This window comes from Herbaspirillum sp. 1130, from assembly GCF_017833835.1.
GTDB classification, from domain to species: Bacteria; Pseudomonadota; Gammaproteobacteria; order Burkholderiales; family Burkholderiaceae_D; genus Herbaspirillum; species Herbaspirillum huttiense.
The window spans coordinates 298,950-324,980 of the sequence record NZ_JAFICQ010000001.1 but is presented as its reverse complement, the minus strand read 5'-3'; the positions used below and the strand labels follow the sequence as shown (position 1 = coordinate 324,980).

Annotated in this window: 15 protein-coding genes; 5 read left to right on the top strand and 10 right to left on the bottom strand. The window is 63.9% G+C overall.

Annotated elements, in window-relative coordinates:
- Nucleotides 1-44: 44 nt before the first annotated feature.
- Together tsf and rpsB are read right to left on the bottom strand one after the other, a co-directional pair.
- Nucleotides 45-932 carry a translation elongation factor Ts gene (gene tsf, locus JOD78_RS01515; RefSeq protein ID WP_034332958.1) on the bottom strand — a complete coding sequence of 296 codons (888 nt, stop codon included), beginning with the start codon at nucleotides 930-932 and terminating at the stop codon, nucleotides 45-47.
- 136 nt (nucleotides 933-1,068) lie between these two features.
- The gene (rpsB, locus tag JOD78_RS01510; RefSeq protein ID WP_039788284.1) at nucleotides 1,069-1,809 is read right to left on the bottom strand and encodes a 30S ribosomal protein S2; all 741 of its coding nucleotides are present in this window, start codon (nucleotides 1,807-1,809) and stop codon (nucleotides 1,069-1,071) included.
- Nucleotides 1,810-2,150: 341 nt separating this feature from the next.
- Here rpsB and map point away from each other — a divergent pair, with 341 nt between their 5' ends.
- From map to JOD78_RS01495, 3 genes are all read left to right on the top strand, one after another.
- Nucleotides 2,151-2,975 (top strand): type I methionyl aminopeptidase, encoded by an 825-nt coding sequence (gene map, locus JOD78_RS01505; RefSeq protein WP_121039982.1) that lies wholly within the window; start codon nucleotides 2,151-2,153, stop codon nucleotides 2,973-2,975.
- Between the two features lie 145 nt (nucleotides 2,976-3,120).
- A complete protein-coding gene (locus JOD78_RS01500; RefSeq protein ID WP_209569053.1) occupies nucleotides 3,121-5,673 on the top strand; it encodes a [protein-PII] uridylyltransferase in 2,553 nt (850 codons plus the stop codon).
- 110 nt (nucleotides 5,674-5,783) lie between these two features.
- The gene (locus JOD78_RS01495) at nucleotides 5,784-6,530 is read left to right on the top strand and encodes a pseudouridine synthase (protein ID WP_034332946.1); all 747 of its coding nucleotides are present in this window, start codon (nucleotides 5,784-5,786) and stop codon (nucleotides 6,528-6,530) included.
- A 74-nt stretch (nucleotides 6,531-6,604) separates the two neighbouring features.
- Here JOD78_RS01495 and JOD78_RS01490 read toward each other — a convergent pair whose 3' ends face one another.
- Both JOD78_RS01490 and JOD78_RS01485 read right to left on the bottom strand, forming a co-directional pair.
- On the bottom strand, nucleotides 6,605-7,090 hold the full coding sequence (locus JOD78_RS01490) for a DUF1854 domain-containing protein (protein ID WP_121039976.1): 486 nt from the start codon (nucleotides 7,088-7,090) through the stop codon (nucleotides 6,605-6,607).
- Nucleotides 7,091-7,093: 3 nt separating this feature from the next.
- Nucleotides 7,094-9,370, bottom strand: a complete 2,277-nt coding sequence (locus JOD78_RS01485) for an ABC transporter ATP-binding protein (RefSeq protein ID WP_121039973.1) — start codon at nucleotides 9,368-9,370, stop codon at nucleotides 7,094-7,096.
- A gap of 647 nt (nucleotides 9,371-10,017) precedes the next feature.
- Here JOD78_RS01485 and cphA (JOD78_RS01480) point away from each other — a divergent pair.
- Together cphA (JOD78_RS01480) and cphA (JOD78_RS01475) are read left to right on the top strand one after the other, a co-directional pair.
- Nucleotides 10,018-12,216: a cyanophycin synthetase gene (gene cphA / locus JOD78_RS01480; protein WP_134135295.1), complete on the top strand. Its 2,199-nt coding sequence runs from the start codon at nucleotides 10,018-10,020 to the stop codon at nucleotides 12,214-12,216.
- Between the two features lie 61 nt (nucleotides 12,217-12,277).
- A complete protein-coding gene (gene cphA, locus JOD78_RS01475; RefSeq protein WP_134135294.1) occupies nucleotides 12,278-14,851 on the top strand; it encodes a cyanophycin synthetase in 2,574 nt (857 codons plus the stop codon).
- 95 nt (nucleotides 14,852-14,946) lie between these two features.
- Here cphA (JOD78_RS01475) and def read toward each other — a convergent pair whose 3' ends face one another.
- From def to JOD78_RS01445, 6 genes are all read right to left on the bottom strand, one after another.
- Nucleotides 14,947-15,483, bottom strand: coding sequence for a peptide deformylase (gene def, locus JOD78_RS01470; RefSeq protein ID WP_121039964.1), 537 nt, complete (start codon nucleotides 15,481-15,483; stop codon nucleotides 14,947-14,949).
- Nucleotides 15,484-15,576: 93 nt separating this feature from the next.
- Complete coding sequence (galU, locus tag JOD78_RS01465; RefSeq protein WP_039789660.1) at nucleotides 15,577-16,467, bottom strand: UTP--glucose-1-phosphate uridylyltransferase GalU; 891 nt, start codon at nucleotides 16,465-16,467, stop codon at nucleotides 15,577-15,579.
- 126 nt (nucleotides 16,468-16,593) lie between these two features.
- Entirely contained in the window at nucleotides 16,594-18,666 is a 2,073-nt protein-coding gene (gene ligA, locus JOD78_RS01460; RefSeq protein WP_209569055.1) for an NAD-dependent DNA ligase LigA, read from the bottom strand.
- Between the two features lie 24 nt (nucleotides 18,667-18,690).
- Nucleotides 18,691-20,028 (bottom strand): cell division protein ZipA C-terminal FtsZ-binding domain-containing protein, encoded by a 1,338-nt coding sequence (locus tag JOD78_RS01455; protein ID WP_204725425.1) that lies wholly within the window; start codon nucleotides 20,026-20,028, stop codon nucleotides 18,691-18,693.
- Between the two features lie 400 nt (nucleotides 20,029-20,428).
- Entirely contained in the window at nucleotides 20,429-23,959 is a 3,531-nt protein-coding gene (smc, locus tag JOD78_RS01450) for a chromosome segregation protein SMC (RefSeq protein WP_084320190.1), read from the bottom strand.
- A gap of 207 nt (nucleotides 23,960-24,166) precedes the next feature.
- Nucleotides 24,167-25,939 (bottom strand): methyl-accepting chemotaxis protein, encoded by a 1,773-nt coding sequence (locus JOD78_RS01445; protein WP_209569068.1) that lies wholly within the window; start codon nucleotides 25,937-25,939, stop codon nucleotides 24,167-24,169.
- Between the last annotated feature and the right edge of the window lie 92 nt (nucleotides 25,940-26,031).

The window sequence follows — 26,031 nt, the reverse complement described above, 5'->3', positions numbered from 1 at the left end:
CGGCTTAAAAAAACGGGCCTCTCGGCCCGTTTTTCCTGCGACGCTTACTGAGCTTGTTTCGCTGCAGCCACTTGCGCTGCCACTTCGGCAGCGAAGTCGTCTTGCTTCTTCTCGATGCCTTCGCCGACCACGTACATGGCGAACGACTTGACGGTGGTATTGGCCGCCTTCAGCATCTGTTCGACGCTTTGCTTGTCGTTCTTCACGAAAGCCTGGTTGAACAGCGACACTTCCTTCAGGTACTTCTGCACCGAACCGTCCACCATCTTGGCGACGATGTCAGCCGGCTTGCCGGATTCGGCAGCCTTCAGGGCGGCGACCGAGCGTTCCTTCTCGATCAGGTCGGCCGGCACTTGCTCGGCCGACAGGGCGACCGGCTTCATGGCAGCGATGTGCATGGCCACGTCCTTGCCGACTTGCTCTTCAGCGCCGTCGAACTCGACGATCACGCCGATGCGGGTGCCGTGCAGGTAGGCAGCCAGCTTGCCGGTGGTTTCGAAGCGCTGGAAGCGACGGAACGACATGTTCTCGCCGATGCGGCCGATCAGTTCGGTGCGCAGTTCTTCCAGGGTCTTGCCGTCGGCCAGCTTGCAGGCGCCCAGGGCAGCCACGTCAGCCGGATTCTGTTCGACCACCAGCTTGGCAGCAGCCTCGACCAGACCGATGAACTCGTCGTTCTTGGTCACGAAGTCGGTTTCACAGTTCACTTCGACCAGCGCGCCGACGTTGCCAGCGATGTAGGCCGAGATCACGCCTTCTGCGGTGATGCGGGAAGAGGCCTTGGAAGCCTTGCTGCCCAGCTTGACGCGCAGAATCTCTTCGGCCTTGGCCATGTCGCCATCGGCTTCGGTCAGCGCCTTCTTGCATTCCATCATCGGCGCGTCGGTCTTCGCACGCAGATCGCCCACCATTGCTGCGGTAATTGCCGCCATACTTTTCTCCTGACTTGGAGGCATCCCGCGCTTGCGGCATGCCTGAAACTCGAAAATTGAATCAAAAAAAAGGGGCCACTGCGTCACTACCCGCTGTCACCCCTTTTTGGACTACCGTACTACCGGAAGAGCAGAATCAAGCCTGCTCGACCTCGACGAATTCATCGCCCTTGACTGCTTCGACGACGTCGTTGACGGCGTTGGCGCGGCCTTCCAGCACGGCGTCAGCCATGCCGCGAGCGTACAGAGCGATCGCCTTGGCGGAGTCGTCGTTACCCGGGATCACGTAGGTGACGCCTTCGGGCGAGTGGTTGGTATCGACCACGCCGATGACCGGAATGCCCAGCTTGGCGGCTTCGGTGATGGCGCCCTTGTGGTAGCCGACGTCGATGACGAAGATGGCGTCAGGAATGCCGCCCATGTCCTTGATGCCGCCGATGGCCTTTTGCAGCTTTTCCTGTTCACGGGTGAACAGCAGGGCTTCCTTCTTCGACAGCTTCTCGACCGAACCGTCTTCGATGGCAGCTTCCATGTCCTTCAGGCGCTTGATCGAGGTCTTGATGGTCTTGAAGTTGGTCAGCATGCCGCCCAGCCAGCGCTGGTCAACGTAGGGCACGCCAGCGCGTTGCGCTTCAGCGGACAGGATGTCGCGGGCTTGACGCTTGGTACCAACGAACAGGATGGTGCCACGGTTGGCCGACAGCTGGCGCACGTACTTGACGGCTTCCTGGTACATGCCCAGGGTCTTTTCCAGGTTGACGATGTGAATCTTGTTGCGATGGCCGAAAATGAAGGGGGCCATCTTGGGGTTCCAGAAGCGGGTTTGGTGACCGAAGTGGACACCGGCTTCCAGCATTTCGCGCATGGTAACGGACATGAATTTCTCCAGGGTTAGGTCTGGAATCCGCTCGGTCATCCGGCTCATGCAGCCGGACACCCTTTTAGCGAACGGATTCGCGTTTCAAAAGATAATTTACGACACTTATTGCCAAACAGACATGAAGAATCATTCCGCACACCGCATTCGACAACTGACCTGTGGTTTTCAGATCAGCCCGGCATTCTACTCGACCCATCACTTTTGTTCAAGTAGCACATGAAGATAAGGAACGCAGCCAAACGCCGGCCCCGGCTTGTCGACCGGAGCCGGCAAAACAGAAAGTACCCCCGTCGTCTATAATCCCGTCTTGACGATTTTCTAGCGAATTGCGATTCATCATGGGCAACATCACCATCAAGACCGCCGAAGACATCGAAGGCATGCGCGTGGCCGGCCGCCTGGCCGCCGAGGTGCTGGACTACATCACCCCCTTCGTGAAGCCGGGCGTGACCACCGGCGAGATCGACCGCCTCTGCCACGAGTACATGACCAACGTGCAAGGCAGCATCCCGGCCCCGCTGAACTACTGCCCGCCGGGCTACACGCCCTACCCCAAGGCCATCTGCACCTCCCTGAATGACGTGATCTGCCACGGCATCCCGGGCGACAAGGTGATGAAGAACGGCGACGTGCTCAACATCGACGTCACCATCATCAAGAATGGCTACCACGGCGACACCAGCCGCATGTTCTTCCTGGGCGAGCCGTCCATCCTGGCACGCCGCCTGACCGAGATCACCTATGAATGCATGTGGCTGGGCATCTCCAAGATCAAGCCGGGCGCACATTTGGGCGATATCGGCCACGTCATCCAGCAGCACGCCGAAAAGGCCGGCTACAGCGTGGTGCGCGAGTTCTGCGGCCACGGCATCGGCAAGGTCTTCCATGAAGAACCGCAAGTCCTGCACTACGGCCGCCCCGGTACGCTGGAGAAGCTGGAAGCCGGCATGATCTTCACCGTGGAACCGATGATCAACGCCGGCCGCCGCGAGATCCGCGAAATGGGCGACGGCTGGACCATCAAGACCAAGGACCGCAGCCTGTCAGCCCAATGGGAACACACCGTGCTGGTCACCGAGACCGGCTTCGAAGTGCTGACGGTGTCGCCCGGCATGCCGGCACCGCCGGCCTTCATCCAGAACCAGGTCGCCACCCCGGCGTGACCCTGGCGGCCGGAACCATGTGCCCCTCCACCCTGCACACAGTTTCCGGCACGAAACCTGCTTCGAGCGCAAAGCCGCATGGGGATGCGGCTTTGTTCATATAGGCGCCGCCCCGCCGCCCTGCTTGCCTTAATTGCCGACCACGATGCCCACACTCGCCATGACGCTCAAGAAACAGCTCAAGGCCGCGCGCCAGCAAGCCATCGAGGTGTTCCAGTCCAACCACAAGACCGAGCAGTTGCTGGCCCAGTTGCGCCGCAACGTGGACGAAGCCCTCACCACTGCCTGGGAAGAACTGGGCATGTCCGGCAATGCCGCCCTGGTGGCCGTGGGCGGCTATGGCCGGGGCGAGCTGTTCCCGCATTCGGATGTGGATGTGCTGATCCTGCTGGACCAGGCCCCGGATGCCGCCAAGAAGGAAAAGCTGGAATCCCTGGTGCAGCTGTTCTGGGACATCGGCCTGGAAATCGGCCACAGCATCCGCACCATCGACGAATGCCTGGATGAATCGGCTGCCGACATCACGGTGCAGACCAGCCTCCTGGAAGCCCGCCTGGTGACCGGCAACCGCGCCCTCTTCAAGAAATTGCAGGAGCGCTACCATGCGGCGCTGGAGCCGCTGGCCTTCTTCCAGGCCAAGACCCTGGAAATGCGCCAGCGCCACATCAAATATGAAGATACGCCCTACAGCCTCGAACCCAACTGCAAGGAAAGCCCCGGCGGCCTGCGCGACCTGCAGGTGATCCTGTGGGTGGCCAAGGCGGCGGGCCTGGGCAACTCCTGGGGCGAGCTGGCCGAACACGGCATGCTGACCTCCACCGAGGCGCGCCAGCTGCGCCAGAAGGAACGCGCCTTCAAGGACATTCGCATCCGCCTGCACATCCTGACCGACCGCCGCGAAGACCGGCTGGTCTTCGACATCCAGACCCAGCTCGCCGAGACCTTCGGCTTCAAGACCACCGATACCCGCCGCGCCAGCGAATACCTGATGCAGCGCTATTACTGGGCAGCCAAGGCGGTCACGCAGCTCAACACCATCCTGCTGCAGAACATCGAAGCCCATCTGTTCCCGCAGCAGGCGGTTCCGCGCCCGCTCAACGAGCGCTTCAACGAGGTCAACGGCTTCGTCGACATCGCCCATGACAGGGTCTTCGAAGAGACGCCTTCGGCCATGCTGGAAGTCTTCCTGGTGCTTTCCGAGCATCCGGAACTGAAGGACATGTCGGCGCGCACCCTGCGTGCGCTATGGCATGCGCGCTTCAAGATCGACAATGCCTTCCGCGCCAATCCGGAGAATCATCGCCTGTTCATGCAGATCATCCAGAGCAAGCGCGGCATCACCCACGCCCTGCGCGGGATGAACAGCACCAGCGTGCTGGGACGCTACCTGCCGAACTTCCGCCAGATCGTCGGCCAGATGCAGCATGACCTGTTCCATGTCTACACGGTGGACCAGCACATCCTGATGGTGGTGCGCAACGTGCGCCGCTTCACGATGAGCGAACATGCGCATGAATATCCCTTCTGCAGCCAGCTCATGGCCAACTTCGGCCAGCCCTGGGTGCTGTACATCGCGGCGCTGTTCCACGACATCGCCAAGGGCCGGGGCGGCGACCACTCCAAGCTGGGCATGGACGATGCGCGCGCCTTCTGCGAGCAGCACGGCATCTCGCCGGACAATACCGAGCTGATCGTGTTCCTGGTGGAGCAGCATCTGGCCATGTCGCACGTGGCCCAGAAGCAGGACATGTCGGACCCCGACGTCATCACCGCCTTCGCCCAGCTGGTCAAGGACGAACGCCACCTGACCGCGCTCTACCTGCTGACGGTGGCCGACATCCGCGGCACCAGCCCCAAGGTCTGGAACGCCTGGAAGGGCAAGCTGCTGGAAGACCTGTACCGCATGACCCTGCGCGTGCTGGGCGGCGAAGCACCCTCGGCCGACCGCGAACTGAAGAATACCCAGCAGGAAGCCATCAAGACCCTGCGCCTGTACGGCCTGCCGGCCGACGCCCACGAAGCGCTGTGGAAGCAACTGGACGTGGCCTACTTCCTGCGCCACGACGCCTCCGACATCGCCTGGCAGACGCGCTGCTTCTACGACAAGGTCGATACCGGCGTACCGCTGGTGCGCTGCCGCCTGGCGCCCATTGGCGAAGGCGTTCAGGTGGCGGTCTACACGCCCGACCGCCCTGACCTGTTTGCGCGCATCTGCAGCTATTTCGACGAAAAAAGCTTCAGCATCTTCGACGCCAAGATCCACACGACCCGCAACGATTACGCGCTGGACGCCTTCCTGATCAATGCCCCGGTGTTCGCCAAGAACTACCGCGACATCATCAACCTGATCGAGCACGAACTGGGGGCCCTGCTGCAGTCCGACGCCCCGCTGCCGGCTCCTTCCAAGGCTCGCCTGTCGCGCCTGTCGCGCACCTTCCCGGTCAATCCGTCGGTGGATTTGCGCCCGGATGAGCGCGGCCAGTACTACCTGCTGTCGGTCTCGGCCAATGACCGCGCCGGGCTGCTGTATTCGATCTCCAACGTGCTGGCCAAGTACCGCATCAACCTGCATACCGCCAAGGTCATGACCCTGGGCGAGCGCGTGGAAGACGTCTTCCTGATCGACGGCCCCGGCCTGTCCCAGCCGCGCAACCAGATCATGCTGGAAACCGAACTGCTGCAGACCCTGCGCATCTGACCCGCATCACCCTGTCCGCGCTGCCGCCCCAGTCTGGCGCGGCGGCGCGGCTGGCCGTACAATCTCACCCTCGCCGCTGGCCGGCCTCCGTTTTTCGCAAGGCAATCCTCATGACTGAACCTGTACGACTTTCCAAACGCATGTCCGAACTCGGCCTGTGCTCGCGCCGCGAAGCCGACGAATGGATAGAAAAAGGCTGGGTGCGCGTGGATGGCCAGGTGGTGTCGGTGCTGGGCAGCAAGGTGCTGCCGCACCAGAAGGTCACCGTGGAACGCCAAGCCAGCGCCGAGCAGGCCCAGCGCGTGACCATCCTGATCAACAAGCCCATGGGCTACGTCAGCGGCCAGGCCGAGGATGGCTACAAGCCGGCCATGGTGCTGGTCAATGAACAATCGCGCTGGGCTGAAGACCAGACCGAGATGCGCTTCCACCCGCGCCAGCTGAAGAGCCTGGTGCCGGCCGGACGGCTGGACATCGATTCGGTGGGCCTGCTGGTGCTGACCCAGGATGGCCGCATCGCCAAGCAGTTGATCGGCGAGGATTCGGCGGTCGACAAGGAATACCTGGTGCGCGTGCAATACACCCGTCCCGGCAAGCTGCCCGAATCCGATCTCAAGCGCCTGAACCACGGCCTCATCATGGATGGCAAGCCGCTGCGCCCGGCCAAGGTGGTCTGGCAGAACGAGGATCAGCTGCGCTTCACCCTGCGCGAAGGCAAGAAGCGCCAGATTCGCCGCATGTGCGACATGGTCGGCCTGAAGGTGATCGGCTTGAAGCGCGTGCGTATCGGCGGCGTCAAGCTGGGCGAACTGCCGACCGGCCAGTGGCGCTACCTGCGGCCGGATGAGAAGTTCTGAGCCTCAGCCCGCTCCATACAAGAACGGCCCTGATTCATCATCAGGGCCGTTCTTTTTTGCAGCACTGAAACGGATCAGAGGAAACGATCCAGGATCTTGCGGCTGTGCTTGTCCAGTGCTTTCTGGTCGCGGATCAGGAACTGGATGCCGTGGCTATCGGCGATCAGCAGCGCCGGCGCGGCCAGGCGGCGGATGTCTTCCTCGCCCTTGAGCGTGAAGGTGGTGGTACCGCGCGTGGTCTGCACGGTCCAGTCGCTGGGCGTGGCGAAGGTCGACACGCTGACGATACGCTGGATCTCCGGCATGAACTCGCGGCTGGCCAGTTCTTCCTCAATCAGGCGGCGCGTCGGCGCATCCACTTCCTCCAGGGTATCGATCCAGGCCAGCTCGTGGCCGTCGCTGCTGACCAGAGACAGGCCGCGATCGGGCGATGTGACCGGAAATGCACGTACCGGAATCACGTGCTCGTGCAGGCCGCCCTGGGCGTCGGTCAAGACCAGACGTCCGAAAGCATTGCGTTCCAGGGTGAAGCTTTGGGCAGAATTGTTGGTGGTGCTCATGGCTTATTCGCCCTTCTCTTCTTCGCTCACCGAGACCTCGGCATCGCCCTCAGGATTGCGCGCCTGGGCCTGGTAGAGCTTGTAGTAATGCCCTTCCCGGGCCATCAGTTCTTCGTGGTTGCCGACTTCGACCACCTGGCCGCGATCCAGTACCACCAGGCGATCAGCCTTGCGCAGAGTCGACAGGCGGTGCGCGATGGCAATCGTGGTACGTCCCTGGACCAGGTTGTCCAGCGCCTTCTGGATTTCCTTTTCGGTGGTGGTATCGACCGAGGAAGTCGCCTCGTCCAGGATCAGGATGCGCGGGTCGATCAGCAGCGCGCGCGCAATCGAGATGCGCTGGCGCTCACCGCCCGACAGGGCCTGGCCGCGCTCACCGACCAGCGAGTCATAGCCTTGCGGCAGGCGCAGGATGAACTCATGCGCGTGGGCCGCACGGGCCGCCGCGATGATTTCCTCGCGGGTGGCTTCCGGCTTGCCGTAGGCGATGTTCTCGGCAATGGTGCCGAAGAACAGGAAGGGCTCCTGCAGCACCAGGCCGATGTTGCGGCGGTATTCGGAAATGGGCAGCGAACGGATGTCCACGCCATCGATGCGGATCGCCCCTTCGGACACATCGTAGAAGCGGCAGATCAGGTTCACCATGGTGGACTTGCCCGAACCGCTGTGGCCGACCAGGCCGATCATCTCGCCCGGCGCAATGGACAGGCTCATGTTGCGGATCACCGCGCGGTTGCCGTAGCGGAAGCCGATGTTGCGCACTTCGATGGCCCCCTTGACGTTTTCCAGGTGCACCGGGTTGGCCGGTTCCGGCACGCTGGAGACGTGGTCCAGGATGTCGAAGATGCGCTTGGCGCCGGCGGCGGCCTTTTGAGTCACCGAGACGATGCGGCTCATCGAATCCAGGCGCGTATAGAAGCGGCTGATGTAGGCCAGGAAGGCAGTCAGCACACCGACCGTGATCTGGTTGCTGGAGACCTGCCAGATCCCGAACACCCACACCACCAGCAAGCCCACTTCGGTCAGGAAGGTGACCGTGGGCGTAAAGAGCGACCAGATCTTGTTGACCCGGTCATTGACCATCAGGTTGTGACGGTTGGCTTCGCGGAAACGTGCCACTTCGCGCTTCTCCTGCGCAAAAGCCTTCACCACGCGGATGCCGGGGATGGTATCGGCCAGCACATTGGTCACTTCCGACCAGATGCGGTCGATCTTCTCGAAACCGTGGCGCAGGCGATCGCGCACCACGTGAATCATCCAGGCGATGAACGGCAGCGGCAACAAGGTCACCAGCGCCAGCCAAGGGTTGATCGAAATGAGGATGGCCGCCGTCATGATGATCATCAGCACGTCGATGGCGAAATCCAGCAGGTGCAGCGACAGGAACACGCAGATGCGGTCGGTTTCCGAGCCGATGCGCGCCATCAGGTCGCCGGTGCGCTTGCCGCCGAAATACTCTTGCGACAGCCGCAGCAGGTGCGCGTAGGTGGTGGTGCGCAGGTCTGCGCCGATGCGCTCGGACACCAGCGCCAGGATGTAGGTGCGCGCCCAGCCCAGTCCCCAGGCCAGCACCGCCGCGCCCAGCAGGCCCGACAGGTAAAGCGTGGCCAGGTGGGTGTCAATGGGGGTGCCGTTCTGGAACGGGATCAGCACGTTGTCCATCAGCGGCATGGTCATGTAGGGCGGCACCAGCGTGGCGGCGGTGGAGGCCAGCGTCAGCAGGAAGCCCAGCAGCAGCGAGCCCTTGTAGGGCTTGGCAAAGCGCGACAGGCGGAACAGCGCCCAGGTGGAAGGCGGCGCTTCCTTCGTTTCCGGGCAGATGGCACAGGTTTCCTGCCCTTCCGGCAGCACGGCCTTGCAGGTCGGGCAGACGTCGCCCTCCTCTTCGGCCTGCACGCCCGAGGCCAGCAGGTCGCGCTGCTGCTCGAACAGCTTGATCAGGCGCAGCGCCTGCGGATTCTGCGCCAGAGTGTAGCGCCAGGCGGCCAGTCGGCTGGCAGCGTCGCACAGCTCCAACGTACCCACACCAGCGTGGTCGACATGCTTCAGTTGCAGGTCGGGCCGATAGGCCCACTCCTGCCATTGCTGGCGGTCCGGGGCCAGCGCCAGCAGGCGGCGGTCGGTGGCCAGCACCAGCGAAGCGTTGAATTGCAGCTGGGCGTCCAGGTCCAGTTCCAGCCAGGCCAGCACGGATTCACCCTGGACCAGGCGGGCAGCGGTTTCCGTTTGCCAGCGCTCGGGCAGGCTGGCGGTCGCGGAAGGTATTGAGTCAGTAGTCATGTAACGGCAGCGTTGAGGCCCGAAGTGAGCAGTTTGGCTATTGTTTTAGGAGGTGCAGGTCTCGCCGGACCTGTTGTCTTGATGCCTGCAAGGATGTGCCAGCGGGCAGCGCGCGATTATAGCGCAGCGTCCCCTGCTGCAAATCCACGAACTGCGCCGCCTCGTGGGTATCGATCGGGCAGCGGCCCTCCGATAACGCAAGAGCGCCGCAAACGGTGTACCGGCAATTTCACTTCCGACTACGCGGGGGTGATCTTTCCCGCATGATGCGAACGGCTGATCTGCCCAAAGCTTCAGGTCACGACGGCGTACGCGTTTTTTCAGGCCGCATTGCCACGGCAACGGGACAGTCTGCGACAATATCGTTCATATCCACCCCCAGCCTGCCCGCATGATTCTCGCATTTCGCCTGCACCGCCCGGCCTGCCTTCTCACCTGCGGAGCCAGCTCTTGATTGCCGAGAGGCAACACTCCATTTCATTCAGTTATTCCAGTTGGCAAATGCAGTAAACCAAAACTCGCCCTGCGCGTTAGTGAACCATGCGTTATTCTGACAGAGCGCTGACCGGCGTGCGCAGGGCGGCACGTGCGATGCAGCCAGCATCGGCATCCTGGCTTGGGCAATTACAGCGGACTATCCACCACACATGAAAAACATCGAATTCCTCCGTTTTCTGAATCTCAAGGGTCCCAACATCTGGACCTACCGCTCCGCCCTCGAAGTGTGGATCGATATCGGCGAACTGGAAGATTTTCCCTCCAATACCATTCCCGGCTTCGTCGACCGCCTCACCACCTGGTTGCCCACCCTGATCGAACACCGCTGCAGCTACGAAGAGCGCGGCGGCTTCGTGCGCCGCCTGCACGAAGGCACCTGGCCCGGCCACATCCTGGAACACGTGACCCTGGAACTGCAGAACCTGGCCGGCCTGCCTGGCGGCTTCGGCAAGGCGCGCGAGACCAACGTGCGCGGCGTCTACAAGGTCGTGGTGCGTGCCCGCCATGAAACGGTCACCCGCGCAGCGCTCTTTGCCGCCCGCGACCTGGTGATGGCCGCCATCGAAGACCGTCCGTACGACCTCGACGGCACCCTGCGCAAGCTGCGCCGCATGGTCGACCGCCTGTGCCTGGGCCCCAGCACCGCCTGCATCGTGGACGCCGCCGACGAGCGCCGCATCCCGACCATCCGCCTGTCCGAAGGCAACCTTGTGCAACTGGGTCACGGCTGCAAGTCGCGCCGCATCTGGACCGCCGAATCCGACCAGACCGGCGCGATTGCCGAGGGCATCTCGCGTGACAAGGATCTCACCAAGTCGCTGCTGGAAACCTGTGGCGTGCCGGTGCCCGAAGGCCGTCTGGTGGACAGCCCCGCAGACGCCTGGGATGCCGCCCAGGACATCGGCCTGCCGGTGGTGGTCAAGCCCTGCGATGCCAACCACGGCCGGGGCGTTTTCATCGACCTGAACACCCAGGAAGAAATCGAAACCGCTTACAAGGTCGCGCTGGAAGAAGGCAGCGGCGTGCTGGTCGAACGTTTCGTGCCGGGCCTGGAACACCGCCTCCTGATCGTCGGCGGCAAGCTGGCCGCTGCCGCCCGTGGTGAACCGATCTTCATCGTCGGCGACGGCAAGTCCACCGTGCAGGACCTGCTGGACGAACTCAATCGCGACCCGCGCCGCGGCCTGCTGGAAGAACACCTGCTGGACCCGGTGCTGCTGGACCGCGAACCGGCCGCCGTGCTGGAACTGCAGCGCCAGAACCTGACCACCGAATCGGTCCCCGCCGCCGGCCGCCGCATCCTGCTGCTGCGCAATGGCAATGTCTCCTCCGACATCACCGACCTGGTCCACCCCAGCGTGGCAGCTGCCGCTTCCCTGGCCGCGCGCATCGTCGGCCTGGACATCGCCGGTGTCGACATCGTCGCCGAAGACATCTCGCGCCCGCTGCAGGACCAGGGCGGCGCCATCGTCGAGGTCAATGCCGGCCCCGGCCTGCTGATGCACCTGAAGCCCTCCGACGGCAAGCCGCGTCCGGTCGGCGAAGCCATCGTCGACAACCTGTTCGGCCCGGAAGAAAACGGCCGCATTCCCGTCGTCGGCGTCACCGGCACCCATGGCAAGACCACCATTTCGCGCCTGATCGCCCGCATCGTGCACCTCTCGGGCAAGCACGTGGGCCTGGCCTGCGGTGAAGGCCTGTACTTCGGCGAACGCCAGATCGAGCGCGGCAACCGCGCCACCTGGGATGCCGCCCATCGCGTCCTGCTCAACCGCGCCGTGGAAGCTGCCGTGTTCGAGAACGGCAGCGCTGCCATCCTCGCCGAAGGCCTGGCCTATGACCGCTGCCTGGTCGGCGTGGTGGCCAACATTGATCCCACCGACAGCCTGCCCGAGTTCTACATCGAGAACGCCGAGCAGATCGCCACCAAGGTCAAGCGCACCCAGGTCGACCTGGTGCTGCCGGAAGGGGCTGCCGTGCTCAATGCCGACGACCCACTGGTGGCCGACATGGCCCAGCTGTGCGATGGCGAAGTCATCTTCTTCAGCACCGACCCGGCTTCCGAACTGCTGGCCAGCCACCTGAAGGAAGGCGGTCGCGCCGTGTTCCTGCGCGATGGCGACCTGATCCAGGCCGAAGGCGAGCGCCAGTGCAAGGTCAGCTCGGTGGATGCCATCCCGCTGACCGAAAACGGCGCGGTGGCCTACCAGGTCGAGAACGTGCTGGCCGCCGTCGGCGCCGCCTGGGCCCTGGGCATCGGCCCGGAGGTGATCCGTGCCGGCATCGAGCTGTTCGGCACCGAGCGCGCCGAGGAGCAAGGCCTGAAGTTCAAGAGCCAGGCCGCCTGAGCCGGCGTGACCTGCAAGACCGACTGAATCAAGATCAAGAGACATCTAGGAAAACGAGTCCATGGACGTATCCCGCATTCGCGCCCTGCGCGGCCCCAATCTCTGGAGCAGACACACTGCCATCGAGGCCATCGTTTCCTGCCCGGAAAACGAGCGCGTCATCGATGACATGCCCGGCTTCGAACTGCGCCTGCGCGCCCGCTTCCCGCAGATCGGCTTCCTCGAACCCGATGGCGGCAAGCAGGTCGTCTCCATGGCGCACGCCCTGGCCGCTGCCGCCCTGGCGCTGCAAAACCAGGCCGGCTGCCCGGTGACCTTCACCCGCACGGTCTCCACCGTCGAGACCGGCATCTACCAGGTGGTGGTGGAATACAGCGAAGAAGAAGTCGGCCGCCTGGCCTTCGACCTCGCGCTGGAACTGGTGCGCGCCGCCCAGGCCGACACCCCCTTCGACCTCACCGCTGCGCTGGCCCGCATCCGCGAACTGGATGAAGATGTGCGCCTGGGTCCCTCGACCGGCTCCATCGTCAACGCCGCCATCAAGCGCGGCATCCCGTATCGCCGCCTGACCCAGGGCAGCATGGTGCAGTTCGGCTGGGGCAGCCGCCAGAAGCGCATCCAGGCCGCCGAGACCAGCAATACCAGCGCCATCGCCGAATCGATTGCGCAAGACAAGGACCTGACCAAGATGCTGCTGCACGCCGCTGGCGTGCCGGTCCCCAACGGCCGCGTGGTCGAGACCGTGGAAGATGCTTTGAAGGCCGCCGAGGAAATCGGTTCGGCGGTGGTCATCAAGCCGCTGGACGGCAACCAGGGCAAGGGGGTGGCCGTCAACATCAGCACCCCGGAACAGATCACCCGCGCCTTCAACAACGCCGCCCTGATCAGCGATGAAGTCATCGTCGAGCGCTACCTGCCCGGCCACGACTTCCGCCTGCTGGTCATCGGCAAGACCCTGGTGGCGGCCGCCCGCCGCGATCCGCCGCAAGTCATCGGCGACGGCGTGCACACCATCCGCCAGCTGATCGACCAGGTCAACGCCGACCCGCTGCGCGGCGATGGCCACGCCACGTCGCTGACCAAGATCCGCCTGGACGACATCGCCCTGTCGGTGCTGTCCGGCCAAAACCTGGACCCGGAAGCCATCCCCGCCCAGGGCGTGCGCGTGGTCCTGCGCAACAACGCCAACCTCTCCACCGGCGGCACCGCCACCGATGTCACCGACGACGTGCATCCGGATGTGGCCGCACGCGCCATCGCCGCCGCGCAAATGGTCGGGCTCGATATCTGCGGCGTGGACGTGGTCTGCAATTCGGTGCACATGTCGCTGGAAGAACAAGGCGGCGGCATCGTCGAAGTCAACGCCGCGCCCGGCCTGCGCATGCACCTCTCGCCCTCTTACGGCAAGGCTCGCGATGTGGGCGAAGCGATCATCTCAACCATGTACGACGATGGCGACGATGGCCGCATCCCGGTGGTGGCCGTGGCCGGCACCAACGGCAAGACCACTACCGTGCGCCTGATCACGCACCTGCTGGCCAAGACCGGCCTGCGCGTGGGCATGACCAATACCGATGGCGTCTACATCGATGGCCAGCGCACCGATACCGGCGACTGCAGCGGCCCACGCAGCGCCCGCAATGTGCTGTTCCACCCCGATGTCGATGCTGCCGTGCTGGAAACCGCCCGTGGCGGCGTGCTGCGCGAAGGCCTGGGCTTTGACCGCTGCGCCGTGGCCGTGGTCACCAACATCGGCATGGGCGACCACCTGGGCCTGTCCTACATCAGCACCGTGGAAGACCTGGCCGTGGTCAAGCGCGTCATCGTCGAGAACGTGGCGCCGACCGGCACTGCCGTGTTGAATGCGGCGGACCCGATGGTGTCCAAGATGGCCGCCTCCTGCCCCGGCTCGGTGACCTTCTTCGCGCTGGACCCGACCCACCCCATCATGGCCACCCACCGCGCGCAGGGCCACCGCATCGTCTATCAAGACGGCGACGCCATCGTGGCCGCGCAAGGTACGTTCGAAAAACGCCTGAAGCTGTCCGGCATTCCGCTCACCCGCAGCGGTGCCATCGGCTTCCAGGTCGAGAACGTGATGGCTTCCGTGGGTGCCGCCTGGGCGCTGAACCTGGACTGGGAACAGATCACCGGCGCCCTGGCCAGCTTCATCAGCGACAGCGGTACCGCACCGGGACGCTTCAACCTGTTCGACTACAAGGGTGCCACTCTGATCGCCGACTACGGCCACAATCCGGATGCCATCCAGGCCCTCATCAAGGCCGTCGACAGCCTGCCTGCCAAGCGCCGCTCGGTGGTCATCAGCGGTGCCGGTGACCGCCGCGACGTCGACATCACCCGCCAGACCGAACTGCTGGGCGATGCCTTCGATGAAGTGGTGCTGTACCAGGATCAGTGCCAGCGCGGCCGTGAAGACGGCGAAGTGATTGCGCTGCTGCGCCAGGGCCTCGAAGGGGCCAAGCGTACCAAGGATGTGAAGGAAATCAACGGCGAATTCGTCGCCATCGATACTGCCCTCGCTACCCTGCAGCCCGGCGACCTGTGCCTGATCCTGATCGACCAGGTGGAAGAGGCGCTGGCCCATATCGACCAGCGGGTGAAGGAAAACGCCTGATGGACGATTCGCGGTTTCATCGGTCCTGAAACCCTTCGACCCTGAAACGAACATCCCGGCCTGGTGCCGGGATGTTTTTTTTGCAGCGTCCTCGTTCAGTCGTCCTGATTGGGATCCAGGTCCGGGAACAGCACTTCGGTGAAACCGAACTGGCGGAAGTCGCGGATGCGCATCGGATACAGGATGCCCTGCAGGTGATCGCACTCATGCTGCACCACGCGGGCATGGAAGCCGTCGACGGTGCGGTCAATCTCGTTGCCGTGCAAGTCCAGGCCCTGATAGCGCAAACGGCTCCAGCGCGGCACCACGCCGCGCATGCCGGGCACCGACAGGCAGCCTTCCCAGCCCTCTTCCTCCTCATCCGACAAGGGCGTCAGCACCGGATTGATGAGCACGGTCTCGGGCACCGCCGGTGCCTCCGGATAGCGCTGGTTATGGCCGAAGCCGAAGATCACCAGCTGCAGGTCGACCCCGATCTGGGGCGCGGCCAGCCCGGCACCGTTGACGGCACGCATGGTCTCGAACATGTCGTCCACCAGTTGCGCCAGTTCAGGCGTACCGAATTGCGTGACCGGCTGCGCCTGGCGCAGCAGACGCGGGTCGCCCATTTTGAGGATCTCGCGTATTGCCATTGAAGCTCTCCATGAAAGACGCCCGGCAGGAACCGGGCGTCATTGTGCAAGCAGTGCGCCGCGCCAGAGGCTGGCGCTGGACCGCAGCTGCGATCAGCGTGCCTTGCTGGCCACTTCCTGCAGGTATTCCGAGAAGGCCGGACCGGTTTCCGGGTGCTTCAGACCCATGGCCACCATGGCCTTGAGGTAACCCAGCTTGGAACCGCAATCATAACGCTGGCCCTGGTAACGGTAAGCCAGCACGGATTCGGCCTGCATCAGCTTGGCGATGCCGTCGGTGAGCTGGATCTCGCCACCAGCACCGCGCGGGATGTTTTCCAGGTAGTGGAAGATGCGGCTGTTCAACACATAGCGGCCCACCACGGCCAGCGTGGACGGGGCTTCTTCCGGGGCCGGCTTTTCGACGATGGCGTTGATGCGCTCCAGGTCCGGCTGGTAAGGGGTGGCGCTGACGATGCCGTATTGGCGGGTATCGTTCTTGGGCACTTCCTGCACGGCCAGCATGCTCATGCCTTCACGTGCATAGATGTCGGTCATCTGTGCCAGCACCGGCTTGACGCCCTCATCGGTATCCATGAAGTCATCGGCCAGCAGGATGGCGAAGGGTTCTTCACCCACCACCGGACGCGCGCACAGCACGGCGTGGCCCAGGCCCAGCGGCTCGGACTGACGGATGAAGATGCAGTTGACGTTCTTGGGCACCACGTTCTGCACGATCTCCAGCAGCTTCTTCTTGCCGGCGGCTTCCAGCTCGGATTCCAGCTCGTAGGCCTTGTCGAAGTGATCCTCGATGGCGCGCTTGTTGCGGCCGGTGATGAACACCATTTCCGTGATGCCGGCGGCGACCGCCTCTTCCACGGCATAGTGAATCAGCGGTTTGTCGACGATGGGCAGCATTTCCTTGGGCTGGGCCTTGGTGGCGGGCAGGAAGCGGCTACCGAGACCGGCGACAGGAAAAACGGCTTTCTTGATCTTCTTGATCATCATGACTCCGAGGTAAGAATGGGTCTTGCTATGTTGTTATGGCGTTATGCGGTGAATCCTGCACCGCAGTCCCGGGAACGGGACTGCTTACGGGCGGCATTCTATATGAATAAAAAGACAAGGTGATTACGTTTCTGACGCATCCTGACCGGCGCAAAGCGCCTTCAGAGCGTCCTCATCGAGGATGGCGATGCCCAGTTCCTCGGCCTTGGCCAGCTTGCTGCCGGCTTCGGCCCCGGCAACCACGTAACTGGTTTTCTTCGACACGGAACCGGAAACCTTGCCGCCGGCCGCTTCGATCAACTGCGAGGCCTCATCGCGCGACAGGTTGGGCAAGGTGCCGGTCAACACGAAGGTCTTGCCGGCCAGATGTTTGGCACCGGCATCGACACCCTCGCTCTCGGGCCAGTGCACGCCGACCGCGCGCAACTGCTCGACCAGCTCGACATTGATCGGATCATTGAAGAAGGCACGGATCGAGGCGGCAACCACCGGACCGATATCGGCCACTTCCAGCAGTTGTTCTTCACTGGCGGCGAGCAGCTTGTCGATGCCGCCGAAATGGCGCGCCAGTTCCTTGGCCGTGGCCTCGCCCACGTGGCGGATGCCCAGCGCATAGATGAACCGTGCCAGCGAGGTGGTCTTGGACTTCTGCAGGGCGTCCAGTACGTTCTGCGCCGATTTCTCGGCCATGCGGTCCAGTTCGGCCAGCGCCGACAAGCCGAGGCGATACAGATCCGCCGGCGTGTTGACCACCTGGCGATCCACCAGTTGTTCCACCAGCTGTTCGCCCAGGCCTTCGATGTCCATGGCGCGGCGTGAAGCAAAATGCTGCAGTCCGCCCTTGCGCTGCGCTGAACATTTCAGCCAACCGCCCGAGCAGCGCGCCACTGCCTCATCTTCCGCCCGCACGATGGGCGAGCCGCACACCGGGCAGTTGGCCGGCATGACGAAGGGGCGCGCATCGGCCGGACGCTTCTCGGGCACGAAGGCCACCACTTCCGGAATCACGTCACCGGCGCGGCGCACGATGACGGTGTCGCCGATCTGGATGTCCTTGCGGCGGACTTCATCTTCGTTGTGCAGGGTGGCGTTGGTCACCGTGACTCCGCCGACGAAAACGGGATTCAAACGCGCCACCGGAGTGATGGCACCGGTGCGGCCGACTTGCACTTCGATATCCTGCACCACGGTCAGCGCTTCCTGCGCCGGGAATTTGTGGGCCAGCGCAAAGCGCGGAGCGCGCGAGACGAAGCCCAGATGCTTCTGCTGGTCCAGCCGATCCACCTTGTAGACCACGCCATCGATTTCGTAAGGCAGGCTCTCGCGCTTGGCACCGATACTGCGGAAGAAGTCCAGCAGACCGGCAGCCCCCGTCACCACGGCGCGCTCCTTGCACACCGGCAGGCCGAGTTGCTGGTACCAGTCCAGCAGGGCCGAGTGCGAAGCCGGCATCTCGGCCCCCTCCAGCACCCCAATGCCATAGGCGAAGAAGCGCAGCGTGCGTTGCGCGGTGATGCGCGAATCCAGCTGGCGCAGACTGCCGGCGGCGGCATTGCGGGGGTTGGCGAATTCCTTCTGCCCGGCATCGCGCTGGCGCTGATTCAGGCGCGCGAAGTCGTCCTTGTACATCAGCACTTCGCCGCGCACGTCGATCACTTGCGGCAGGCTCTCGCCGTGCAGGCGCAGGGGAATGGCACGCACGGTGCGGATGTTGGCGGTCACGTTCTCGCCCGTGGTGCCATCGCCGCGCGTGGCGGCCTGCACCAGCACGCCATTCTCGTAGCGCAGGCTGATGGCCAGGCCGTCGAACTTCAGCTCGGTGGCGTAGCGCACTTCCTGCAAGGTTTCCAGGCCATCACGCACGCGCTTGCCGAAGGCTTCGATGTCTTCGTCGGCGAAACCGTTACCCAGCGAGAGCATGGGGATGTCATGGCGCACCGGCTCGAACTGCGGCAGCGGCCCGGCACCCACGCGTTGCGTCGGCGAATCGGGCGTCAACAGTTCGGGATGGGCGGTTTCCAGTGCCTGCAGTTCCTGGAACAGGCGATCGTATTCGGCGTCCGGAATGCTGGGCTGGTCGAGTACGTAATAACTGTGGTTGTGGCGATTCAGTTCGTCGCGCAGCACGCGCGCGCGCGACAGCCAGTCCGGCTCCCCTTGCGGGGGCCGTCCGGCGGAAAACAAGTCGTCTTGCATCGTAGGGGGAGTAAAAACGCGACCTTAGCTGAACAGGCGCAAGGCACGGGTGGAACCGGCAGGGATCTCGGCCGATTCCATGGCGCTGTAGAACGCGGCCACCTGTTCGGCGATATCGGAGAGGGCTTCATCGGTCAGGGGCTGGTCGCTGTCATCCACGATGACGCCACCCAGGCGGGCCGACAACGACTTGGCGCAGGCCACCAGAGCACCGTAGCCATCGCGGGACGGCGCCACACGGGGCACGTCCAGCAACAGGGTCAGGCGATCGGTGGTTTCATCGGTCGGCGTGGCATTGGTGGAGAGGGCGAAGAGCACTTCACCTTCGCCATCCTGCATCACCAGATAGCCTTCTGTACGGCGATCAAAGCCCTGGCGGGTCAGTGCGGCCAGCAAGGTCGCCAGGCTCCAGGGCGCGCCTTGCGAGCGCACGTTCACCGACAGCTGCGCATCATGGTCAATGATGAACTGGTGGAGCGCCTGGGCGGTGCGGATGACGTCGGGCATGTCCGGCAGTTCCGGTTCGCCCGAGAGCGAATCGGTCAGGTCGCGCAGGCGCATGACCAGTTCCGAATACTCGATCTCGTTGATGGCATTGCTGCGATTGGCCAGCTGCGCACCGGCCAGCAAGGCGTTGTAGATGCTGCCGTGGGCGATGGCTTCCCAGTCGCCGTCGGTGGTGCGGCCGATGAAATGCACCGGCTTGTTGCCGACATGGCGCAGGCCTTGCAGCATCGGCAGCAGCTTTTCGCCGCGCAGCGGGTTGTCCAGTGCGATGGGGATGTTGCAGTCGATCAGTTCGTCCACCGGCAGTTCGCGCTTGGGCGCCAGGCGGGCCTGCATCTCGGGCGGCGGCGTGAAGGCGGGGACGGCATCGCCCTGCTCTTCCGCACCGGCGATGACCTGGGCCACCGTCGATTGCGGTGCCTGCGCCACCGCCTCACCCAGTACGGCCTCCTCGGCTGCCGCAGTGGCAGGGGCTGCGGGCACCGGCGGCTCACCCAGGAAGGGTTCACGCGGCTCGAACTCGGCCTGCTCCTGGTAAGCCTTCACCGGGGCCGGGACCGGCTTGCGTTCGGGCAGATCGTAGAAGGAAGGCTCGGCGCGTCCGGCATCAGGTTCGAGCGTCGGCTCGGCCATGCGCGGCGCAGGCGCGGTGCGGTCTGCCACAGGCGGGGCGAAGACCGGCTCGGCCGTGGCCGCCGGCTCATCCGGCGACATCAGGACATCATCATGGGACGAAGAAAAGGCGCGCTCCACGGTCTTGCGCGCCTTGTGCTCCTGCCACTTGTTGTAGGTGATGACCCCGGCGACGAAGACGCCGCCCAGGATGATCAGGCTGGTCTGGAGATCCATCATCATGCTGCACGACCTTTCAGGCTGGCGGGCTGGAGGGCGCCATCATGGGCGCCGCGTGGCATGGTCGGCTGGGAAAAGCTGCTCATCGAAGAAATCCGAATCCTATCAATCCAAGAAAGCCTGGACCGCGCGGGCCGCTCACACGGCGCTCCGTCGATGCTGCCGCAGCGCTGGCAGCCGCCTGCACCGGCTCAGCGGAGCCATGCAGGGGAATCGGACGGATCGGGTACGGCAAGTGCGCGGTCAAGATATTGTTATTTTTCCATGGCCCGTGGGGGCCGAATCAGAACGGTTCCAGCTGGGGCTTGCGCCCGCTGCGGGCTGGCCGGCAAGGTTTTCAGGGTACGGTCACACCCCCTGCTTGTCAAGCCGACAAAGCCGCAGGCCATTGCCGCACAAATCATCAGGCGGCCTGCTCGGCGCTGGAGAAGTTGGCGGCCGACTCCATGTCCACCGCCACGATGCGCGACACGCCCTGCTCCTGCATGGTCACCCCGATCAACTGCTGCGCCATTTCCATGGCGATCTTGTTGTGGGAAATGAAGAGGAACTGCGTGTACTCCGACATGCGCTTGACCATGTTGGCGAAGCGTTCGGTGTTGGCATCGTCGAGCGGCGCGTCCACTTCGTCGAGCAAGCAGAACGGCGCCGGGTTCAACTGGAACATGGAGAAGACCAGGGCCGTGGCGGTCAGGGCCTTCTCGCCACCGGAGAGCAGGTGAATCGTGGCGTTCTTCTTGCCCGGCGGCTGCGCCATGACCTGCACGCCGGAATCGAGGATTTCGTCGCCAGTCATGATGAGTTTGGCCTGGCCGCCGCCGAAGAGCACCGGGAACAGTTCCGAGAAGTGGTGGTTGACCTTGTCGAAGGTGTCCTGCAGCAAATCCCGGGTTTCCATGTCGATCTTGTGGATCGCATCCTGCAGCGTGGTGATGGCTTCGTTCAGGTCGGCGTGCTGGGCATCGAGGAAGTGCTTGCGCTCGGAGGCGGTAGCCAGTTCATCCAGTGCGGCCAGGTTGACCGCCCCCAGCGCGGCGATGGCATTGGTGAGGCGCGTCACTTCGCCTTGCAGGTAGGACGGACGCATGTCGCTGGTCAGTTTTTCCGACAGCGCGGCCTCGTCGGCCTGGGTCTGTGCCAGCGCCTCGGAGAATTGCTCCTGGTTCAGGCGCGCGGCCTGTTCCTTCAGTTGCAGCTCGGTGATGCGGTCACGCTGGGGCTGCAGGCTGCGTTCAGCCTGCATGCGCGATTCTTCATGTGAACGAAGTTGCTGCGACAGCTGATCCAGCTCGTGGCGGGCATCGGCCAGCGCACGCTCCTGTTCGCTGCGGCGGTCCAGCAATTCCTGCAGGCCGGCCTGGGCGGCCTGGTCGTCCAGGCTTTCCAGTTCCAGCGAGCCTTGCTGCATGCTGGCAAACAGTTGCGCCGCCTGTTCCAAGGCGGTGGCAATGCCGCGCTTGAGCTCCTCGATCTTGTTGCGATGCGACTTCTCGGCGAACTCGGTTTCCTGGGCGGCGCGCTCCAGCTCGCGCAGGCGGGTGCGAGCGTCGTTGAGCTGCTGTTCCTTGTTCAGGTAATCGGTCTGGCCGTTCTCGTGCTGTTCCTGCAGCTCGGCCAGTTCGATGTCCAGCTCTTCGAAGCGGGCCTCGGATTCGGCCTGCACCTGCTGCTGCTCGGCTTCCTGCATCCCGATTTCTTCCAGATCAGTGGCGATCTGGGTGCTGCGCTGGTTGAAGCGCTCTTGCACTTCGGCCAGCTTCATCACCTCGATCTGCAGGCTGTGTGCCGATTGCGTGAGCGAATTGACGCGCTGGCGCAGTTCCTGCAGACGCTGCGATGCGCCCGACAGGGCTGCCTCGGCGCGCACGGCACGGCCCTTGGCTTCCTCGGCCAGCATAGCCTGGGCACGTTGCTGCTTGGTGATGTTCTCGATTTCCTGCTGGCGCGCCAGCATGCCGTCCTGCTCCGAATCGGAGGCATAGAAACGCACGCTGGCATTGCTCACCACATGGCCCTGACGGGTCACGAACAAGCCGCCCAGCGGCAGCTTGGCGCGCTCGGCAAAGGCGGTGGCCGTGTCGTCGGCGATGTAGATGTGATTGAGCCAGTCGTTCATCAGGGCGCGCAGGCCCGGATCGTTCAGCTGCAGCAGGGTCACGAAGGGCTTCAGGCCCGCTACCGGCTGGGCTTCGGGCTGGGCCAGGCCGGCATTGGGGGCGTACAGCGCCAGCTTGGCCGGCGGGGCGTCGCTGAAGAAGGCCTTGGCCCAGTCCAGGTTGGACATTTCCAGGGCCGACATGCGCTCGCGCAGCACCGCTTCCAGCGCGGTTTCCCAGCCGGATTCGATGTGCAGCTTCTGCCACAGGCGCGGCAGCTCGGCCAGGCCGTGCTTTTCCAGCCAGGGCTGGACCTTGCCCTGGGCCTGCACGCTTTCCTGCAATTGCTTCAGGGCGGTGAGGCGGGCTTCCAGCTGGGCGTTGGCCGAGGTTTCCTTGCTGACCAGTTCCTGGGCGGTGCGGCGCTCTTCTTCCAGGCGCGGCAGTTGCTCCTGCGCCTCTTCCAGATACATGCTCGCCTCTTCCAGCGAGGCCTGCTTTTCTTCCAGCTGCATGCGCAGGTTGGACAGGTGGGTCTCGTCAGGCAGGGCCATGCCGCTCTTTTCCTGCAGCAGGCGTTCGCGGCGCACGGCCAGGCCCGAGAGGATGTTGGAGGCATTGCGCTGGTGCGTGGACTGCAGTTCGATCTGCTGCTGCACCTGCATGATCTTGCCGCGCGACTCGGTGGTCTTGACCTGCGACTCGCGCCAGGCCGATTCCAGCGAGGGCAGGCGGTCGCTGGTGTCCTGCACGGCGTGCTGGGCTTGCTCCACGCGCATGCCGAATTCTTCCAGCTGGATTTCGGCTTCTGCCAGTTCTTCCTGCTGCTGCGTGCCCTGGCGCTGCCACTGGTCGCGCTGCGCGCCCAGCGAGTTCAGTTGCGCCTGCAGACGATTGCGCGATTCGATGACGAACTTGATCTGCGCTTCCAGGCTGCCGATCTCGGAATTGGTCTGGTACAGATGGCCCTGCGCCTGGTGCAGGCGGTCGCCGGCGGCGTAGTGCGCCTGGCGCATGTGCTCCAGTTCAGTTTCGACGTGGCGCAGCTTGGCGGTCTGCTCTTCCAGGTCGATCTGGGCGCGTTCGATTTCCTTGAAGAAGCGCTCCTGCTCGGCCTTGGCTTCGTTCTTGCGCAGCAGCCAGAGCAGCTTCTGCTTTTCTTCCTGGTCGTTTTGCAGCTCGTGGAATTTCTTGGCCACGGCCGCTTGCGCTTCCAGCTTTTCCAGATTGGCGTTCAGTTCGCGCAGGATGTCTTCCAGGCGCGTGAGGTTTTCGGTGGTGTCGTGCAGGCGGTTCTCGGTCTCGCGGCGGCGCTCTTTGTACTTCGACACGCCCGCGGCTTCTTCCAGGAAGATGCGCAGCTCTTCAGGACGCGCCTCAATGATGCGCGAGATCATGCCCTGGCCGATGATGGCGTAAGCGCGCGGGCCCAGGCCGGTACCGAGGAAGATGTCCTGGATGTCGCGGCGGCGCACGGACTGGTTGTTGATGTAGTACGAGGACGTACCGTCGCGCGTGAGCGTGCGCTTGACGGCAATTTCGGCGTACTGGCCCCACTGGCCGGCCGCCTTGCCGGCGGAGTTGTCGAACACCAGTTCGACCGAGGCGCGCCCGGCCGGCTTGCGGTGGGTGGAGCCGTTGAAGATGACGTCCTGCATCGACTCGCCGCGCAGCTCGGAGGCCTTGGATTCGCCCAGGACCCAGCGCACGGCGTCGATGATGTTGGATTTGCCGCAGCCATTGGGCCCGACCACACCCACCAGCTGCCCCGGAACCTGGAAGTGCGTAGGCTCGACGAAGGACTTGAATCCAGATAATTTGATGGAAGTTAGACGCACGTTATCGACAAATTGAATCAGTTAAGAGGAAGCGGGATTTTTGCTTCCGGAACGGCCGGTATCATAACATCGCACGGGCCCGGCCAGACCAAAAACCGCGCCAGGATGCCTGCTTCCGCCCTCTTGTCCGATGCGCTGGCCCCATGAAAAACGCCGTACCGAGCGCACCCGGTACGGCGTCCATTTCTTCATTTCAATCCGAGAAAATCAGAAGGTCTCCCAATCCCCATCATCGTTTGCGGGCGATGACCTGCCCGCAGAGGCCGGTTTGGCGGGGGCTGCAGGCTTGCCTGGTGGCGCCAGCGTCGCGGCTGCCTTGACCAGGGGCTTGGCCGCAGGCTTGGGCAGTGGTTTGACCGGGATCGCTGCTTTGGCTGCGACAGGCGCAGCCTTGGGGACTGCCACCGGCGCAGGCGCGGTTGCGCCCTCTTCGCCTTCGACGCGGAAGGTCGCCACCGCGGCCTTCAGGCGTCGCGCCTGCTCTTCCAGTGAACCGGCTGCAGCGGCCGCCTCTTCGACCAGCGCCGCGTTCTGCTGGGTCACCTGATCCATCTCGCCGATGGCCAGGTTGACCTGCTCGATGCCCCGGCGCTGTTCTTCGGAGGCCGCCGAAATCTCGCTGACGATGTCGGTCAGGCGATGCACCGCCGACACCACCTCGCCCATGGTCTCGCCGGCGCGGGCCACCTGGTCCGAGCCATCGCCCACGCGCTGCACCGAATCCTCGATCAGGGCCTTGATCTCCTTGGCCGCCTGGGCACTGCGCTGGGCCAGCGAACGCACTTCCGAGGCCACCACCGCAAAGCCACGCCCCTGCTCGCCGGCGCGGGCGGCTTCCACCGCCGCATTCAGGGCCAGGATATTGGTCTGGAACGCAATGCCATCGATCACGCCGATGATGTCGGAGATCTTGCGCGAGCTTTCCGTGATGCCCTCCATGGTCTGCACCACCTGCCCCACCACCTCGCCGCCGCGCCTGGCGATTTCCGAGGCGTTGTTTGCCAACTGGCCGGCCTGGCGGGCGTTGTCGGCGTTCTGCTTGACGGTGGCGGTCAGCGTATCCATGTTGGAGGCTGTGGTCGCCAGCGAACCGGCCTGCTCTTCAGTGCGCGAAGACAGGTCCAGGTTGCCCGCTGCAATCTCGCGCGCGCCGATATCGATGGCATCGGTGCCCTGGCGGATGCCCTTGATGACGCCGCCCAGCCGCTCTCGCATGGTGGCCATCTCGAAGAGCAGACTGCGGTTGTCACCGGCACGGGTGTCGACCCGTACCGTCAGGTCGCCGTTGGCAATGCGCGTGGCGATGGCCACCGCATAGGCCGGCTCGCCACCGAGACTACCGGTAATGCGGCGGATGATGGCCAGCATCATCAGCGAGACCAGTCCACCGACCACCACCAGGATACCGAGCAATTTGAACAGGTCGGAGCGGAACTGGGCCTGCACATCGGAGAGGAACACGCCCGTGACGATGAACCAGTCCCAGGTCTTGTTGTGCACCACATAGCTCATTTTTGGGGTGCGGTTACTGTCGTCGGTACCAGGCAGGCGGCCCATGTATTGCACGAAGCCGTGCTGTTTTTCCTGGCCGACCTTCATCATCTCGACGTAATAGGCCTTGCCTTCGGAATCCTTGCGGTCGGCCACGTTCTTGCCGATCATCGCCTTGTTGGAGGGCAGCATCAGCACCACCGGGCGGGAGTCGAAGATGAAGAGATAGTTGTCGCCGTCGTAGCGCATGGCGGCGATGCGTTCCAGCGCGTTCTTCTGGGCTTCCTCTTTGGAAATCTTGCCGGCCGCGACATCGGCCACATAGCTGTTGACCACCCCGTTGGCGGCTTCCACCACGCGGCGCAGGCCATCCTTGCGTTCTTCGATCATGGTTTCACGGGCGCTGAAGGCGGACCAGGCGGCCAGCGCCAGCAAACCGATCCACATCACGACCAGCGCAGACAGTAGCTGCGCCTTGAGGCTTTTCATTCTTGTTCTCCGGGAATGGGTGGGCCGCCCTGTGAACGGTCCCGTTTTGGCGAGCGACCACAATACTCTCTGACTCTCCCTGACAATCCCCT